The sequence below is a fragment of the Staphylococcus sp. FSL W8-0774 genome (assembly GCF_038006785.1).
Classification (GTDB): Bacteria; Bacillota; Bacilli; order Staphylococcales; family Staphylococcaceae; genus Staphylococcus; species Staphylococcus pasteuri.
The window spans coordinates 1983113-1998238 of the sequence record NZ_JBBOVW010000001.1 but is presented as its reverse complement, the minus strand read 5'-3'; the positions used below and the strand labels follow the sequence as shown (position 1 = coordinate 1998238).

24 protein-coding genes are annotated in these 15126 nt (G+C 31.0%); 15 read left to right on the top strand and 9 right to left on the bottom strand.

Translation table 11 applies throughout. The annotated features are described in order from the left end of the window. Positions 1 to 93 precede the first annotated feature (93 nt). From rapZ to whiA, 3 genes are all read left to right on the top strand, one after another. A complete protein-coding gene (rapZ, locus tag NSQ15_RS09870) occupies positions 94 to 1005 on the top strand; it encodes an RNase adapter RapZ (protein WP_017636950.1) in 912 nt (303 codons plus the stop codon). Next, complete coding sequence (locus NSQ15_RS09865) at positions 1002 to 1997, top strand: gluconeogenesis factor YvcK family protein (RefSeq protein ID WP_070452457.1); 996 nt, start codon at positions 1002 to 1004, stop codon at positions 1995 to 1997. The genes rapZ and NSQ15_RS09865 overlap by 4 nt, the downstream gene beginning before the upstream one ends. Positions 1998 to 2149: 152 nt before the next feature. Then, on the top strand, positions 2150 to 3094 hold the full coding sequence (gene whiA, locus NSQ15_RS09860) for a DNA-binding protein WhiA (protein ID WP_017636948.1): 945 nt from the start codon (positions 2150 to 2152) through the stop codon (positions 3092 to 3094). Positions 3095 to 3228: 134 nt separating this feature from the next. On the opposite strand, the gene NSQ15_RS09855 is transcribed toward whiA, so the two are convergent. The 6 genes from NSQ15_RS09855 to NSQ15_RS09830 all read right to left on the bottom strand — a co-directional run bounded on the left by NSQ15_RS09855 (position 3229) and on the right by NSQ15_RS09830 (position 8409). Further along, complete coding sequence (locus NSQ15_RS09855; protein WP_017636947.1) at positions 3229 to 4266, bottom strand: tyrosine-type recombinase/integrase; 1038 nt, start codon at positions 4264 to 4266, stop codon at positions 3229 to 3231. Positions 4267 to 5329: 1063 nt separating this feature from the next. After that, positions 5330 to 5590 (bottom strand): transcriptional regulator, encoded by a 261-nt coding sequence (locus NSQ15_RS09850; RefSeq protein ID WP_017636944.1) that lies wholly within the window; start codon positions 5588 to 5590, stop codon positions 5330 to 5332. 173 nt (positions 5591 to 5763) lie between these two features. Continuing rightward, positions 5764 to 6249, bottom strand: coding sequence for a hypothetical protein (locus NSQ15_RS09845; protein WP_029056498.1), 486 nt, complete (start codon positions 6247 to 6249; stop codon positions 5764 to 5766). Continuing rightward, positions 6224 to 6625, bottom strand: a complete 402-nt coding sequence (locus tag NSQ15_RS09840; RefSeq protein ID WP_017636942.1) for a sporulation protein — start codon at positions 6623 to 6625, stop codon at positions 6224 to 6226. The genes NSQ15_RS09845 and NSQ15_RS09840 overlap by 26 nt, the downstream gene beginning before the upstream one ends. Before the next feature lie 760 nt (positions 6626 to 7385). Next, on the bottom strand, positions 7386 to 8057 hold the full coding sequence (locus NSQ15_RS09835; protein ID WP_017636939.1) for an ImmA/IrrE family metallo-endopeptidase: 672 nt from the start codon (positions 8055 to 8057) through the stop codon (positions 7386 to 7388). Between the two features lie 13 nt (positions 8058 to 8070). Beyond that, a complete protein-coding gene (locus NSQ15_RS09830; RefSeq protein ID WP_017636938.1) occupies positions 8071 to 8409 on the bottom strand; it encodes a helix-turn-helix domain-containing protein in 339 nt (112 codons plus the stop codon). Positions 8410 to 8672: 263 nt separating this feature from the next. On the opposite strand from NSQ15_RS09830, the gene NSQ15_RS09825 reads away from it, so the two are divergent. The 4 genes from NSQ15_RS09825 to NSQ15_RS09810 all read left to right on the top strand — a co-directional run bounded on the left by NSQ15_RS09825 (position 8673) and on the right by NSQ15_RS09810 (position 10411). Then, positions 8673 to 8867 carry a helix-turn-helix domain-containing protein gene (locus NSQ15_RS09825; RefSeq protein ID WP_009382133.1) on the top strand — a complete coding sequence of 65 codons (195 nt, stop codon included), beginning with the start codon at positions 8673 to 8675 and terminating at the stop codon, positions 8865 to 8867. Then, on the top strand, positions 8867 to 9658 hold the full coding sequence (locus NSQ15_RS09820) for a phage antirepressor Ant (protein WP_017636937.1): 792 nt from the start codon (positions 8867 to 8869) through the stop codon (positions 9656 to 9658). The genes NSQ15_RS09825 and NSQ15_RS09820 overlap by 1 nt, the downstream gene beginning before the upstream one ends. An 11-nt stretch (positions 9659 to 9669) precedes the next feature. Next, positions 9670 to 9888, top strand: coding sequence for a type II toxin-antitoxin system antitoxin TscA (tscA, locus tag NSQ15_RS09815; RefSeq protein ID WP_017636936.1), 219 nt, complete (start codon positions 9670 to 9672; stop codon positions 9886 to 9888). Positions 9889 to 10177: 289 nt separating this feature from the next. Further along, positions 10178 to 10411 carry a hypothetical protein gene (locus tag NSQ15_RS09810; RefSeq protein WP_340747129.1) on the top strand — a complete coding sequence of 78 codons (234 nt, stop codon included), beginning with the start codon at positions 10178 to 10180 and terminating at the stop codon, positions 10409 to 10411. Here the strand turns inward: NSQ15_RS09810 and NSQ15_RS09805 are convergent. Next, positions 10401 to 10523, bottom strand: a complete 123-nt coding sequence (locus NSQ15_RS09805; protein ID WP_017636933.1) for a hypothetical protein — start codon at positions 10521 to 10523, stop codon at positions 10401 to 10403. The genes NSQ15_RS09810 and NSQ15_RS09805 overlap by 11 nt on opposite strands. A 58-nt stretch (positions 10524 to 10581) precedes the next feature. Between NSQ15_RS09805 and NSQ15_RS09800 the strand changes: the two genes are divergently transcribed. Next, positions 10582 to 10899 (top strand): DUF771 domain-containing protein, encoded by a 318-nt coding sequence (locus tag NSQ15_RS09800; protein WP_017636932.1) that lies wholly within the window; start codon positions 10582 to 10584, stop codon positions 10897 to 10899. A 126-nt stretch (positions 10900 to 11025) separates the two neighbouring features. Here NSQ15_RS09800 and NSQ15_RS09795 read toward each other — a convergent pair whose 3' ends face one another. Beyond that, positions 11026 to 11340, bottom strand: a complete 315-nt coding sequence (locus NSQ15_RS09795; protein ID WP_017636930.1) for a hypothetical protein — start codon at positions 11338 to 11340, stop codon at positions 11026 to 11028. Between the two features lie 110 nt (positions 11341 to 11450). On the opposite strand from NSQ15_RS09795, the gene NSQ15_RS09790 reads away from it, so the two are divergent. The 6 genes from NSQ15_RS09790 (at position 11451) to NSQ15_RS09765 (ending at position 13825) form a co-directional block, all read left to right on the top strand. After that, the gene (locus NSQ15_RS09790; protein ID WP_017636929.1) at positions 11451 to 11624 is read left to right on the top strand and encodes a hypothetical protein; all 174 of its coding nucleotides are present in this window, start codon (positions 11451 to 11453) and stop codon (positions 11622 to 11624) included. 75 nt (positions 11625 to 11699) lie between these two features. Next, on the top strand, positions 11700 to 11918 hold the full coding sequence (locus NSQ15_RS09785; RefSeq protein WP_017636928.1) for a hypothetical protein: 219 nt from the start codon (positions 11700 to 11702) through the stop codon (positions 11916 to 11918). Continuing rightward, the gene (locus NSQ15_RS09780; RefSeq protein ID WP_017636927.1) at positions 11890 to 12117 is read left to right on the top strand and encodes a DUF2483 family protein; all 228 of its coding nucleotides are present in this window, start codon (positions 11890 to 11892) and stop codon (positions 12115 to 12117) included. The genes NSQ15_RS09785 and NSQ15_RS09780 overlap by 29 nt, the downstream gene beginning before the upstream one ends. Further along, positions 12110 to 12733, top strand: coding sequence for a Sak single strand annealing protein (locus NSQ15_RS09775; RefSeq protein ID WP_017636926.1), 624 nt, complete (start codon positions 12110 to 12112; stop codon positions 12731 to 12733). The genes NSQ15_RS09780 and NSQ15_RS09775 overlap by 8 nt, the downstream gene beginning before the upstream one ends. Beyond that, the gene (locus tag NSQ15_RS09770; RefSeq protein ID WP_017636925.1) at positions 12733 to 13146 is read left to right on the top strand and encodes a single-stranded DNA-binding protein; all 414 of its coding nucleotides are present in this window, start codon (positions 12733 to 12735) and stop codon (positions 13144 to 13146) included. Before NSQ15_RS09775 ends, NSQ15_RS09770 begins: the two co-directional genes overlap by 1 nt. Positions 13147 to 13159: 13 nt before the next feature. Next, positions 13160 to 13825: a putative HNHc nuclease gene (locus NSQ15_RS09765; protein WP_017636924.1), complete on the top strand. Its 666-nt coding sequence runs from the start codon at positions 13160 to 13162 to the stop codon at positions 13823 to 13825. A 23-nt stretch (positions 13826 to 13848) separates the two neighbouring features. On the opposite strand, the gene NSQ15_RS09760 is transcribed toward NSQ15_RS09765, so the two are convergent. Beyond that, on the bottom strand, positions 13849 to 14331 hold the full coding sequence (locus tag NSQ15_RS09760; RefSeq protein WP_017636923.1) for a hypothetical protein: 483 nt from the start codon (positions 14329 to 14331) through the stop codon (positions 13849 to 13851). Positions 14332 to 14375: 44 nt separating this feature from the next. On the opposite strand from NSQ15_RS09760, the gene NSQ15_RS09755 reads away from it, so the two are divergent. Further along, positions 14376 to 15122 carry a DnaD domain protein gene (locus NSQ15_RS09755; protein ID WP_026083463.1) on the top strand — a complete coding sequence of 249 codons (747 nt, stop codon included), beginning with the start codon at positions 14376 to 14378 and terminating at the stop codon, positions 15120 to 15122. Positions 15123 to 15126: the final 4 nt, after the last annotated feature.

Sequence of the window (15126 nt, the reverse complement as noted above, 5' to 3'; positions counted from 1 at the left end):
TAAGTATTGATTACATTCCTTTGTGAAAATGAGTGTGGTATGATGAACCTATTAATATATGAATATCAACTGAACTGGCGGTGAACCGATAAAATGGTAAATTCTGAAAAAGAAATTGGGAAAAGTGAATTACTTGTTGTCACTGGATTATCTGGTGCAGGAAAATCTTTAGTGATTCAAAGTCTAGAAGATATAGGTTATTTTTGTGTAGATAACTTACCACCCGTACTATTACCTAAATTTGTTGAATTGATGGAACAAGGTAATCCATCATTACAAAAAGTGGCTATTGCAATAGACTTAAGAGGTAAAGAACTGTTTAAATCATTGGTTAAGGAAATTGATTTAATTAAAAGTAGAAATGACGTTATTGTAGACGTCATGTTTTTAGAAGCAACAACTGAAAAATTAATTTCAAGATATAAAGAATCTAGAAGAGCACATCCTTTAAATGAAAAGGGACAACGTTCACTTATTGATGCTATTAATGAAGAACGTCAACATCTTTCACGAATTAGAAGTATTGCAAATTATGTCATAGACACAAGTCAACTTAAACCTAAAGAATTAAAAGCTAGAGTAGTTAATTACTATGAAGATGAAAACTTTGAAACATTTACAATAAACGTCACTAGCTTTGGTTTTAAACACGGTATACAAATGGATGCAGATTTAGTATTTGATGTTCGATTTTTACCCAACCCATACTATGTTGAAGAACTACGTCCATTAACAGGAATGGATGAAGAAGTTTATACGTACGTTATGAAATGGAAAGAAACCGAAATCTTCTTTGATAAATTAACTGACTTATTGAAATTTATGATTCCTGGTTATAAAAAAGAAGGCAAGTCACAGTTAGTCATAGCAATTGGCTGTACTGGAGGTCAACATCGCTCAGTAGCATTAACTAAACGTTTAGGAGAATATCTTAACGACGTTTTCGATTATAAAGTATATGTTCATCATAGAGATGCACATATTGAAAGTGGAGAACAACAATGAGAAGAATGAAAGTAGTTTTAATTGGCGGAGGGACTGGTTTATCTGTATTGGCAAGGGGTCTAAGAGAGTTTCCTATAGATATTACTGCCATAGTTACTGTTGCTGATGATGGTGGAAGTACGGGTAAAATTCGTAATGAAATGGATATTCCAGCACCTGGGGATATAAGAAATGTGATTGCTGCACTGAGCGACTCGGAGTCTGTACTAACTCAATTATTCCAATATAGATTTGAAGAAAATCAAATTAGTGGTCATTCTTTAGGAAATTTATTAATTGCGGGGATGACAAATATTACTAATGACTTTGGACATGCTATTAGAGAACTAAGTAAAGTTTTAAATATTAAAGGTAAAGTAATTCCATCTACCAATACAAGCGTTCAGTTAAATGCTATTATGGAAAATGGTGAAATCGTATATGGCGAATCAAAAATTCCGAAGAAACAAGAAAAAATAGAAAAAGTCTTTTTAGAGCCAGATGATGTAGAACCTATGGAAGAAGCGGTTGAAGCGTTAGAAGAAGCTGACTTGATTGTATTAGGTCCTGGATCACTATACACGAGTGTTATTTCTAATCTTTGTGTCAAAGGGATTTCTAAAGCCTTAATTAATTCATCTGCACCTAAATTATATGTAGCTAATGTTATGACTCAACCTGGTGAAACAGACGGCTATACCGTGAAAGAACATATTAATGCATTGCATCGCCAAACAGGTCAATCATTTGTAGATTATGTTATTTGCTGTACCGATCAATTCAATGAGAATGTTTTAAGAAAATATAAAGAGAAAAATTCTGATCCTGTTGATGTAAATGTTGAAGAATTAAAGCAAGATGGAATAGAAGTCATTACGGCTTCAAATCTAGTCGAAATATCTGATGAACATTTTGTAAGACATAATACAAAAGTTTTATCAAAATTAATTTATGAAAAAGCATTAGATCTTATTAGTACAATTCAATTTGATCCAAATGATAATCGTAAATAATATTTTAGTTATTGGATACAGATGAAACTTGTTTTTTATTGAAAGAAAAAATATTGAGATGAAGATATTTAATCCATTTTGAAATAAAATTAAAAAATGTAGTTATTATCTTATAAATCTAAAGGGTAATGTTAGAAAGGAATGAATGTTCTATGAGCTTTGCATCAGATATGAAAAATGAATTAACTCGTATAGATGTAGATGAAGCTAATGCAAAAGCAGAGCTCAGTGCATTAATTCGTATGAATGGGGCATTAAGTCTATCCAATCAACAGTTTGTGATTAATGTTCAAACTGAGAATGCAACTACCGCAAGAAGGATATATTCCCTGATCAAACGTATTTTTAATGTAGAAGTAGAAATATTAGTACGTAAAAAAATGAAATTAAAGAAAAATAATATTTATATTTGTCGTACAAAAATGCGAGCAAGAGAAATTCTTGATGAGCTAGGTATATTAAAAAACGGTGTATTTACACATGAAATAGATCCAGATATGATTCAAGACGATGAAATGAGACGTAGTTATTTACGTGGCGCATTTTTAGCGGGTGGATCAGTCAATAACCCAGAAACGTCATCATACCATTTAGAAATATTTTCTCAATTTGAAAATCATTCTGAAGGTTTAACGAAGTTGATGAATAGTTACGAATTAAATGCGAAACATCTTGAGCGTAAAAAAGGTAGCATTGTTTATTTAAAAGAAGCAGAAAAAATTTCTGACTTCCTTAGTTTAATTGGTGGTTACCAAGCGCTGTTGAAATTTGAAGATGTAAGAATCGTCCGTGATATGAGAAATTCAGTAAACCGATTAGTGAATTGTGAAACAGCAAATTTAAATAAAACAGTAAGCGCTGCAATGAAACAGGTTGAAAGCATTCAATTAATAGATCAAGAAATAGGTTTAGATAATTTACCAGATCGTTTAAGAGAGGTTGCCAAGTTAAGAGTTGAGCACCAAGAAATTTCCTTAAAGGAATTAGGGGAAATGATATCAACTGGCCCCATATCAAAATCAGGTATGAACCATCGTTTAAGAAAATTAAATGAATTAGCTGACAAAATTCGAAATGGTGAGAAAATAGAATTGTAAAAAAGAACCCCATTAACGTGGGATTCTTTTTTGTAAATATATAATAGTTGCTTATTTTAGCCCCCTCGAAGGAGATTTATAAATGCTATAACTATGGTGATTAAAGCATTTGAAGTCCCTACAGAGTCCCTAAACTACATCTTTTCTAAAATATTAGTCGTTTTTGTTTCTTCTTCACTGTATTTTTCTTCTAATAAATGTGAGTAAACAGATGTAGTAATTGCTATATTTTTATGACCTAACCGTTTTGAAATATAGTAAATAGAAATACCTTTGGCTAATAAATATGAACAATGTGTATGTCTAATAGCATGTGATGTAATGATAGGTATTTCATTTACTTCACATGCTTTTTTTAATGTTTTGTTTATTGCATTCACAGTAATAATACTACCAGTATCTTTAAAAATGTAACCATCATAACTGATGATTAAATTATTTATCATATCTAAAATATGTTTCATATCTGATTTGGCTACACTTACATATCTAGGAGAAGTATCTGTTTTATGTTCGTTAATATATATTTGATTTTTCAACTGGTTTATATATTCTAATTTCATATATCTAACACCGCTGATTCGACAACCAGTACAAATCATGATAAATAAAGCTAATGCTGATCTACTATTTATAGTTTTTAAATATGCTTTTAACTTTTCATAATCGTTTAAAGATATATATTTTTCTTTTTCTGGCTTAGTCGGATTGCCAGCTTTATAATTCACTTTGTAAGTTGGATTTTTGTGTATTAACCCATCATAAACTGCGTCTTCTAAAGCAGAACGAATAGCACCGTTTGTTTTTCTTATCGTTTCTTTAGCGTGTTCTTTAGAAAAGTCATTTATAAACTTTTGATAGACTTGTTTGTTAATTTTTGATAATTCCGTGTTACCAATTTTATGATCCTGAATATGCTTTAAAGTAAAACGATAATGACGATAAGTGTTTTCATTAACAACTGGTTGTTTATATGTTTTAATCCAGTTCTCAAAGTATGCTTTTAATGTAATATTGTGGTCTGTATTAAAGCCATTTCGCAACTCATTAAGTTTATCCATTCCTGCAGAATTTGCCTCTCGTTTTGTCCTAAAACCTTTTTTGCGATATCGTTTACCTTCATATTTAAACTCATATTGCCACTTTTCACCATCATAACGTCGTGTTTGCATACTATCTCTCCTCAAAAAGGTAAAAATAATAAGGGTAAGTATATTACCCTTTTAAAATATTCTCAAATTAAACCTTTAAAAATAAGTAATAATATTATTAGAATTACAAAATAAATTAATATGTATATTAAATACCCTTTTATTGTCATTTTCTTTTCTTGAATACGTAGAATTAGATAAAAAGAATGTAAAAACAACATAACGATTATGATGATAGTACTAAAAAGGAAATAAAACATAATAAGAAATAGTCCTTTCTCACATAAGAAATATTAGCTGTTGTTGATTTTGTCGTTGTTGTGATTTACATCTCTTTAATGTATCAATTATTTGAGTTATGATCTAATTTACTTTCGACATTTTTAAGCACTTTTCGTACTTTATAATTAGAAATATTTTTAGGTAAAGCGTATTTAAAATATTTATTTTTATTTGTTTGTACTTCATAAATTACTTCACTTAATTTTATTTTACAATTTAAAATTTTCAAAATTAGTCTCCTTACCAATAGAATCTTAATTTAGTACAAAAAGTCATAAAGCATAATTGCAATAATAAAGATGCACAATGCATATAATATAGTCCATATAGCGTAAGTTCTTTTTAAAATTCCCATTTTTATTTTAAGAAACATATATGCATTGTATACAAATAATAGTATACATATACCACATAAAATAAAAAGCCAATTTATAACTAGAGTCATTTCTACACCTCGAAACTATACTGCTATACTGAATTACTTTTGTTTATATATAAAACCATCACTAGATACAGAATAAATAATAGGGGTAGGTGAACTACCCGGTTATTTATTCTTGAAATAGTAATCAATGTAACTTATAATATATTTAAGATAACTCGAGAAGGATTAGCTTTGGGTCCCCGAATGGGGGTAGGCGTAAGCTGAGAATTCCTATGACCCTGGGGTTATCTTTTTTTTATTTGCTTTTTTAATGTTATCTATCCCCATGATAAATGCTTCTTGACATTTAAGTAATAAACGCTCTTTCAAGTTTTCTTTCTCCATCCCTCAACTTCCTTTGGAAGCATTACATTATCTTTACTTATTAATCCCTCTTATTTCAACATCATATAATTCTTTGTATCTTTGTCTCATTTTACTATCTAAGAATTCTTCGTATGAAGAATTAAAGAAATCAGCAAGAATTAGTGCGTCCTTCATTTTAGGGTCTTTTTGATGATTTTCCCACTCCCATAAATGATGTGGTTCATAATCAGTACCGTAAATTTTATTGAGTTTGTTTGTTAATTCATCGATTTCTAAATTATTCTTTTTACGTAAATTATATAAAGTGTTCATCTTATATTTCTCCTTTATTATATTTATATTAAAGCGCCGCTAGGACGCTGTTAATCAATTTGATGTAGTTCATATACTCTTAACGGCTCAAACGTAATAGAGTAAAATAAAAGGGTACTAAGTACCCAATAAATTATTTGCCTGTTGCGTCTATATAAGTATCTCCATTTGAATCAGTTTTTTTGTGTACCCACTGGAACATCACTTTTACCAAACGCTGATGGGTGACCACCAGAATGGTTTTGTGGCACTTGTTCCATTTGTGACTCGTTATGCGTAGTAGGTTTTGCTCTATTCCATTCATCAATTTCAGCTTGTGTCATATAACCTTTATTGTTTTGTGGATTTTGATTGTTGTTACTTTGTTGCTGATTATTTTGTTGTGTTACTTGAGCTTGTTTACCTTCTGTGCGTTCATTATTACCGTTGTTGTCTTGTGCTTTGCCATTGTCGTTTTTAGATGTGCTTTCAGATTCATTGTTAGCAGTATCATTATAACTATCATCTGAACTAGCTTGTTGTTTATCGTCGCTAAAAGTGTCGTTTGATTTTTCTTTGCTATCTGCTTTTTTATCTTTCTTTGAATCATTAGGTTTCTTGTTTGATTTGCTTTCAGACTTCTTATTATCACCTTTATTTAAAAAATATCTTATCTTCATCGTAAGCATCTACAGAATTTGCAATGTATACTCGTGTTTTTAAAATTAAATAATCTTGATTTCTTTTAAAACTAACTTCAGGAAGATTGAATTTAAATTCTTCACTTCTTTGTTCCTCTTTATTAATATTTATGTTTTTGTGTAAAATAAGGGTTTCTAATTCGTTTTCTAATACAGGTATCTGACTGCGTTCATCAGGGTTGTCATACCTTTCTATTAAAGATAGTTCAATTTTATTAACAATTTGAGTTGTATTTCCACCATATAAGTTTATTATTCCTGACAATGAATCGTTAGGTGAAATGTATTCAGATTTGACTAAAGTGTCTACTTTAAGAGAATTAATACCTATAGAAGTTAATAAATTTTCGAACATGATATTTCCTCCTTTAAATCTATTCAGATAATAAAATAACCAAGTGACCTATGAAAGAAAAGAAACCTAATAACAAAAAAGCTAAGGCTATAGTCCTGCAAGTCCTTTTATAGGTAAGCCCTTCCGTCTGCGATAAAAAGAAACTGAAAATAAATAAAAAAATACTAATTAAAAACAAACCGATAATCACATAGATCAATGTATTCATCCCCTTAGATTAAGTTTATTTCATCTTGATCATATGCAGTAACTAAATGTGAATTATATAATTATAAAAAAATAAAATTATATAGTATTATCACGATAATAGAGATAAAAACTATAGTTAATACCGTCCACATGGTATAAGCTCTTTTAGAAATTTGTTCGTTCGCTTTTATAAGTTTATAAATATTGATGATTAACAAAATAACATTTACAATTAGTAAAATTAATAGGCATTCAATAACGAATGTCATCATCTACGCCTCCTTTGGACTTACTGTCTTTTTTTATCAATTTCTCTGGCGTATTTTTGTAATTTTCTGCGTGTTTTTATAATACTTTCCTTTTTAGGACGTGACTTCCTAAAAACATTACCTCTGTTAGTTCTCACGGTATAAAAAATTTTCCTCAGTTTAACTTGATAATTAATTATTTTCATTATATTTCTCCTTTATAAATTTATATTATAGCGTCAGTAGGACAGAGTTAATCAACTCTATGCAATTTGTACACTTTCAACGGCTCAAACGTAATAGAGTAATTACCGTAGTGAGTTTTAATAACCGTATTCAGTTCTCATTATGTGATTATATTCTGCCAACTGCTCTCCTAACATTTCTTCAAGAAATGACATATAAGTTTCCATGTGCCTATGTTCAAACATTGAAATATGATATTCTAATCCACTGTCCATGTGTTCATCAAAGATATCTAATGCAACTTTTGCAGCTTGATAACTAATTTTGAATAGATCTGCCGCATCACCTACACTCAATACATTACGATATTTGTATCTAACATTAAGAGGGAATAGGAGGCATGAGGCAAACGAGTTAGCTTCATATTCCTCTAAATGAGTACGTTGAGAATCTTGGAATATAGGTGTTTTCTCGTAGCTCATACCATCATGTTCCATGATATAGTGACCATATTCATGAGCTAGAGTAAAACGTAATCTTCTATTATATATATTGTCGTTATAAATAATGGCGAATTTATTTCCCTTTTTAATATGAAAAGCCTCATCAGAACCACCGTATGTTTGTAATTCATTTAAAGTGTATCCAGTCATATTACAAAAATCTTCAAACGTAAATAATTCCACATTACTATCATTCTCTATTATTTCTTTAATAGGTAAAGGGAATCTATCTATATAATTAGTTTCAATTAATGCACTTACAGCTCGTGCTGCTTTTAAAAATGAATTTTGATATACAAAATGCAAAATAAAATCCCCTTTATTTGTCTTTAGTGTATTCGTCCCAATTATCGAAGAAAGTTTCAAACATTTTTAATGCTTTTTCTCTATCTTCTTTAGTCATGTTTTTTACGCCACGATGCATAATACGAATTTCTTCATCTTCTTGCTCGCCAGCGTATTCATCTTTTTCTCTTCCTAATAAGTAGTCAACAGATACGTCGAAGTAGTCGGCTACTTTTTGAATTTTATCAATTCCTGGTTTAGTTTTTTTCCATCTTCTTATTTGTCCGTTAGAAAAACCTAAAATCCTCTCTAATTCAGCAAAAGTCAAGCTTTGTGAGTTACATAAGTTGCGTATTCTTTGTACTAAATTCATAAAATTCTCCTATCACAGTTAACTTATTTGTTATTTTAGTTTGACAAATAGCATATAAGTTATTATACTGTATTTAAGCTTTAAATTTAGCCATTAAACAAATAACAAATATTCGTTAGGGAACGAGTGACAGCAACCGATTTAACAGTGCTTAATTGCGTTGTTATAGGTTTATTAAGCTATGCTTAAATATTAGCACAAAAGTTATTTTAATTCAATGGATAATTTATATGCTTAGTAAAAAAGTTAATGGAGGTGTAATCATGGCAACAACAGAATTCGGCATGAAAGTAAGAATGGAATTACTTAAACGTAACATCACGAATAAGCAACTAGCAGATATGTTAGGTATTTCAAGTGCTTACTTATCAGATATCTTACGTGGACGTAGAGATGCATTTGAACAAAAGAAACGAATTGCGAAAATCTTAGAAATCAAAGAAGAGGTGAAAAGTTAATGAATGAAATTCAACAGCTATTCAATTTAAAACGTAATGAAGATGGAACAGTTGCAGTAAGTGGTCGTGAATTACACAAAGGATTAGAAATCGGAACTCAATATGATAAATGGATGGAACGGATGATTGCATACGGTTTTGAAGAAAATATCGACTATATCATTCAAAGTGTAAAAGTACAAAGTCAAAAAAGACTACGTACTTATGAACAACTCGACCACATCATGACACTAGACATGGCGAAAGAAATTTCAATGATACAACGTAGTGAAATTGGAAGAAAAATCAGAGGTTACTTCATCAAAGTAGAAAGACAACATAATGAGTTAGCGAGTGCATACGGAATTACTTCATTAGATGATATGAACCAACTTATTGAACAATTAGTTAGTGACAAACTCGATTACTTAATTTCAACAGGAAAAGTAAGTAATCAGAAATTAGAAGAATTAAACGAAAAATTCGAAGGCGAATATGTAACGCCACAAGACATTGACGCTATCAAATTTGCTATCAAGTCTAAAGCTGAACAAATTCTAGGTAAAGCTGGTATTCAAGTAACGATAGATGAATTCCTAATCGGAGATGTATATGAACAAGCATTAGCAAACAGGAAAGCTAAAGAAGAGTATCGTCATCAATTAGGAAAAGTTAAATCTAAATTATTAGTTAAGTCTAAAAAAAATCTTGGTATGAAAGGTAACGCACCTAACAACCACATCAAACGTAAAGACGTAGACCTAATAATTCAATTCATCAAAGATGTTAGACCATCTGCGATTGAAATATAGGAGGAATCATGATGACACCAGAACAAAGAAACATACTTACGATTGTTCATTATTACTTACAAATGGATAGTAACGATGAATCAGAAACATACGAACACACTATAGAAGAAGCAGGCAAGATAGAAACAATAGAAGTAAGCAGAGAACAACACTTAGAAGAAGTAATGCGTTGGGCAGCACAAGAATTAGAAAAACACTTCGAACTATTACCAGAACCCAAAAATGATTAATACCCACAATCGAACAAACAACTTAAAGGAGTGAATGGAATGCGAGAAGAAAATAAAAAATCTCGATGTAGTGACAACCACATCAAGATTACTGGTTGGGAAATAGTTGATATTAACAGAAAACTAAACTTCTTTAATTACTTACTAATAATTTTAATAGTGCTAGAAGCATTCCAAATACTCCTGTTATAGAAGGGATTAAGACTTTAAAAGTCGTTTTCCAGAAAGCTTTTCTACCAACGGTGATTATACCAAACAATCGAACAAACAATTTAAAGGAGGAAATGGAATGAAATATTTAAATCTAATCAAAAAAGCACTCTTAATAGCAACTACTGCAATAGTTAATAAAAAGGTGCTTGATAGAAAAAGACCTAAACTTATTCATCAATTAAACATTAACGGAAAAGATTTAGAAATTAAAAAATTAAAAATAAACAAAGCTATTAGAGAATTAGAAAAATCTAAAAACACGATTGATGAATTAATTGATGAAGGTATACCATTCGAGACTACTTTCTAACAAAATCGAGTTTACATCTTGGACATTTATTGTGTTTCTTCTTGGTTGTAATTTTCATACGTTTACCACAATTAGGACAAGATGTCTCGATGGTCATATGATCCTTAGCCATAGGCAACACCTCCCTTCACAAAGGGATAACAACATTATACACGAAAGGAGCACCTAAGATGACGCAAACACTTAGCGTAACCGTCCCAATTCCCGACACACATGTACTCATCGCAAAAGATGAATACGATGAATTGTTAAATTACTCACTTGATCCAGTTTGGGACTTAAAAGAGTTAAAACGCAAATTGAAAATGTCATCTGATGACACTATCAAAGACAGATTATTATTCAATCCTAAATTTGAAAAGTTACTTAAACAACAAGGAATCGCACATTATCCAGATGAAAGTTTAAATCGTTGGAGATTCAACGCAAGAAAGATGAATAAATTCATTGATGAACATTTCGAAGAAATACACAGAAAGGGGAGATGAATATGAAGATACTACAACTCATTAAAATAGCACTCCTAACAGCAATTTTGGTAGAGGAAGTTAGGAATGCTAAGAGAATTAAGAATAGATTAAATTACTTAGATTCTGAAATAACGAAATTAAGAGTTATTGATCTTCGGGTGCCAAACTAACCGCAGAAATCTTTTCGTAACAAACAAAAAGATGAGTCAAATTAATTTGAGTATTACCTGAATATAACATTACTTCTTTTAAGTTAAAACCAATTTCCAAATCATGATAATTTTGTGCGTCATCACTTAAATTTTGGAGTTGGCTTATAAAATTATCATCTTTATTTTCAGAAGTATAAGGTTTCCCAATAACCAAATTACCATCGAGTACAATCATCATTTTGAAATTGTTATCTAAAGCATTCGATAGATATTGACGTACTAAATCTATTTTTACTTCGTTCTCCATATTTCTCACCATCCTTTCACGTTAGATAAAAGGATTATAGCACGAAAATATGGAGCGAAAATTAATTGCAGTAAAGATATACAAGTATACAACAGAAAGGAGTGTTACCAATGAACAAATCATTCTTAATCGCATTATTAGCATGGGTAGTGTTCTCGCTGTTCTTCACTTTTGCAGGAATAAACTTCATCACTGCAGTAGGAGTTGCAAATGTTATTAGTATTGGAGTGTTTATATTCTTCGAATACATCTACTTCGACAACAAAAAAAAGACTGAATGCTAGTCGAATAGCATTCAGTAAAAAAAGTAAAAGTTTAGAAAAAAGGCACAAATAAATTATAAAACTAGGAGAGGTATTATGCAAGAGCAATTATTGGAATTACTCAAAATCGCATGGCAGAACGAATGGCGACTTAAATCTCAACTAGCTGAACGTGATGAAGAATTAGAGCGTCAACGACGAATTATGCAATCAGAAATCAATATGTATAAAGAACAAAAAGAAATGTACAAAAGAGCATTCAAAATTTTAAAAGGAGAATGTGCAGATGAAAGAAACAGTGACTTATCTCATTAAACGTAAAGACATTGACGATGAATTATATATTACTAATCGCCCTAGTGAAAACTTTCCAGATATCAAATACTCAACTAATAGACGAGACGCAAAAGACTTCGACGGTATGGATAACTCAGTAATTGACATGACTAAACACAAAGCTATTAAAAAAATCGTTAAAGAAACAACTGAATATGAGGAGGTTGAGTATGACTGAACAAACATTATTCAATCAATTAAACAGTAAAGATGTAAATGAACATGTAGAAAAGAAAAACGGTTTAACTTATCTTGCGTGGTCTTATGCACATCAAGAACTAAAGAAAATAGATAGCAATTACACAGTTAAAACACATGAATTCCCACACCCAGATATACCTTTAGAAAACTATTTTGTACCATATTTAGCTACACCAGAGGGTTATTTTGTACAAGTGTCAGTGACTGTTAAAGGTCAGACTGAAACAGAGTGGTTACCAGTATTGGACTTCAAAAATAAGTCACTACCTAAAGGTAACGCAACAACATTTGATATAAACAAAGCTCAAAAGCGTTGTTTCGTGAAAGCTGCAGCACTTCATGGATTAGGTCTTTATATCTATAACGGCGAAGAAGTACCAAGTGCAAGCGACAATGCAATTACTGAGTTAGAAGATAAAATAAATCAATTTGTAACTTTATCACAAGAAAAAGGTAGAGACGCAACATTAGATAAAACAATGCGTTGGCTAGGCATTAGTAACATAAACAAAGTGAATCAAAAAGAAATCGCACAAGTATATCAAAAATTAGATGCAGGACTAAAACAGTTAGATAAAAAGGAGACTGAATAATGAACACAGTAAATCTAATCGGAAATATAGTAGCTAATCCAGAACTAAAAGGTCAAAACAGTAATGTGGTTAATTTCAGAATTGCAGTCCAACGACAATTTAAGAATAAACAAACGAATGAATACGAAACAGACTTCATCAATTGTGTTGCGTTTGGTAAGACTGCAGAAATTATCGCTAATAACTTTACAAAAGGTAATAAAATCGGCGTTACTGGTTCTATTCAAACTGGTAGTTATGAGAATAAGCAGGGTCAGAAAGTGTTCACTACAGACGTTGCAGTTAACAACGTAACTTTTATTGAACGAAAGAATAACAATCAATCTAACAACCAACCACAACAGCAAAGTGGTAATAATCCATTCAATAATGACAACAACGTAAATATAGATAATGACGATTTACCATTCTGATTGGACTGATTAAATGGCTTTAATCAAAAATTACATCACTGAAGATGATGGCACAACAACCGTCGTCATCTCTGGTGTTGAATTAGGAAACAAAGAAACGTTACTACTCGATAACGGTTTAGAAGTCGAGGTCGATGTGCAGGTCGTAGATCCGTTCAAAATCACTGGTAAACAACGTAGAAAGATATTTGCACTTGTAAAGGACATAGAGGCTCATACAGGCTCGTCAATGGATTACATGAGGCATTTATTCATCGAATACGTAAGGACTTACTACGGCTACGACAACCGCATTTCATTAAGTGACTGTACACGTACACAAGCAGGCCAAGTTATAGAAGTAACGTTGGACTGGATATTCCACAACGATATACCACTTAACTATAAAACAAGCGACCTACTAAAAAATGATAGATCATTTCTTTACTGGTCGACGGTCAATCGTAACTGTGTCATATGTGGCAAACCACATGCAGAACTTGCACATTATCAAGCAGTAGGACGAGGACGTAACAGACGCAAGATTAATCATATAGACAACAAAGTATTAGCTTTGTGTTCAAGTCATCATCGAGAACAGCACAACATAGGCATGGACAGTTTTAATGAGAAATACAAATTACATGACAGTTGGGTGGACGTAGATGAACGACTCAATAGAATGCTTAAAGGAAGGTGAATGTATGAAAAAACGTGATCATATCATTTATCTATCGATACTGATCCTAAGTTTAATAGCGATTGTTCTTTCAATTGTTTCTCTTTGTATTTAGTAATATAAACACCTTTACTAGTGTAAATTTCAAAATTGTAAGCATTCAAAATTTTTTCTAAATCAAAAACAATAAATATCTTATGAGAAGCATAGGCATTTAGGTTAATTGGTAACAAACTGCTTTCATTTCTAATGTGTTTAGTTTTAGTTAATAACACTTTGTTTTGAATACATTCAAATTTTGAGCTTTTATCTTCATCTATTAAGACTATTTTAGTGATAGAAACTGGATTTTTAGTTTCATTTATTACATTCAATTCAAATACATTCCTTTCATAAGAGACAAAATGATTTTTTAAATCTACTGAAATTTTCAATTGATTTTCTTTGTAGTCATGCCAGTACTTATAAGCTGTTAAACATAAAGAAATTATTGAAACTATTAACGCAATTAAAGAAATCCAATTCATTTTTTAACACCTCAAAAATATTATATCAAAAAGGAGTTGAGTGGATGAACAACTTGTTGATTGACGATTATCCAATACTCGTACTGCCTAAGTTAGCAACTGAGATAGGACTTAACGAGGCAATCATATTACAACAAATTCATTACTGGTTAAATACCAGCAAGCACCATCATAATGGTAAAAAATGGATTTACAATTCTTACCCTGAATGGCAAAAGCAATTTACGTTTTGGAGTGAAAGGACTATCAAGCGTACATTTGGAAGTTTAGAAAAACAAAATTTATTACATGTTGGCAACTATAACAAAGCTGGCTTTGACCGTACAAAATGGTATTCAGTTAATTATGAAACGTTAAACAAACTAGTGGAACGACCATCGGGACAAAATGACCCGACGATGAGGTCAAATTGGCACGATGGAATGGGTCAAAATGACCCGACCAATACCAGAGACTACACAGAGACTTCTTCAGAGAGAGACAAGGACGTCGTGTCACATGTATTTCAATACATTAGTAATAATTTAGAAATTATACAAAGTCCATTAAAAGCACAACAACTAGAAGAGACTATAAATGACTTTAAAGATAACAAACTAGACATCGTTACTGTAGCTACTGATTACTGTAAAGAAAACAACAAAGGTATTAACTACCTTATCAAAGTATTAGAGAACTGGAATAAAGACGGTGTCGATACTAAAGAAAAAGCAATAGCTAAGGTTACACCTAAACAACCTAAAGAAGATGATTACTTAGCTAGGAAGAAACAAGAAATATTAGGAGGTTAGACAT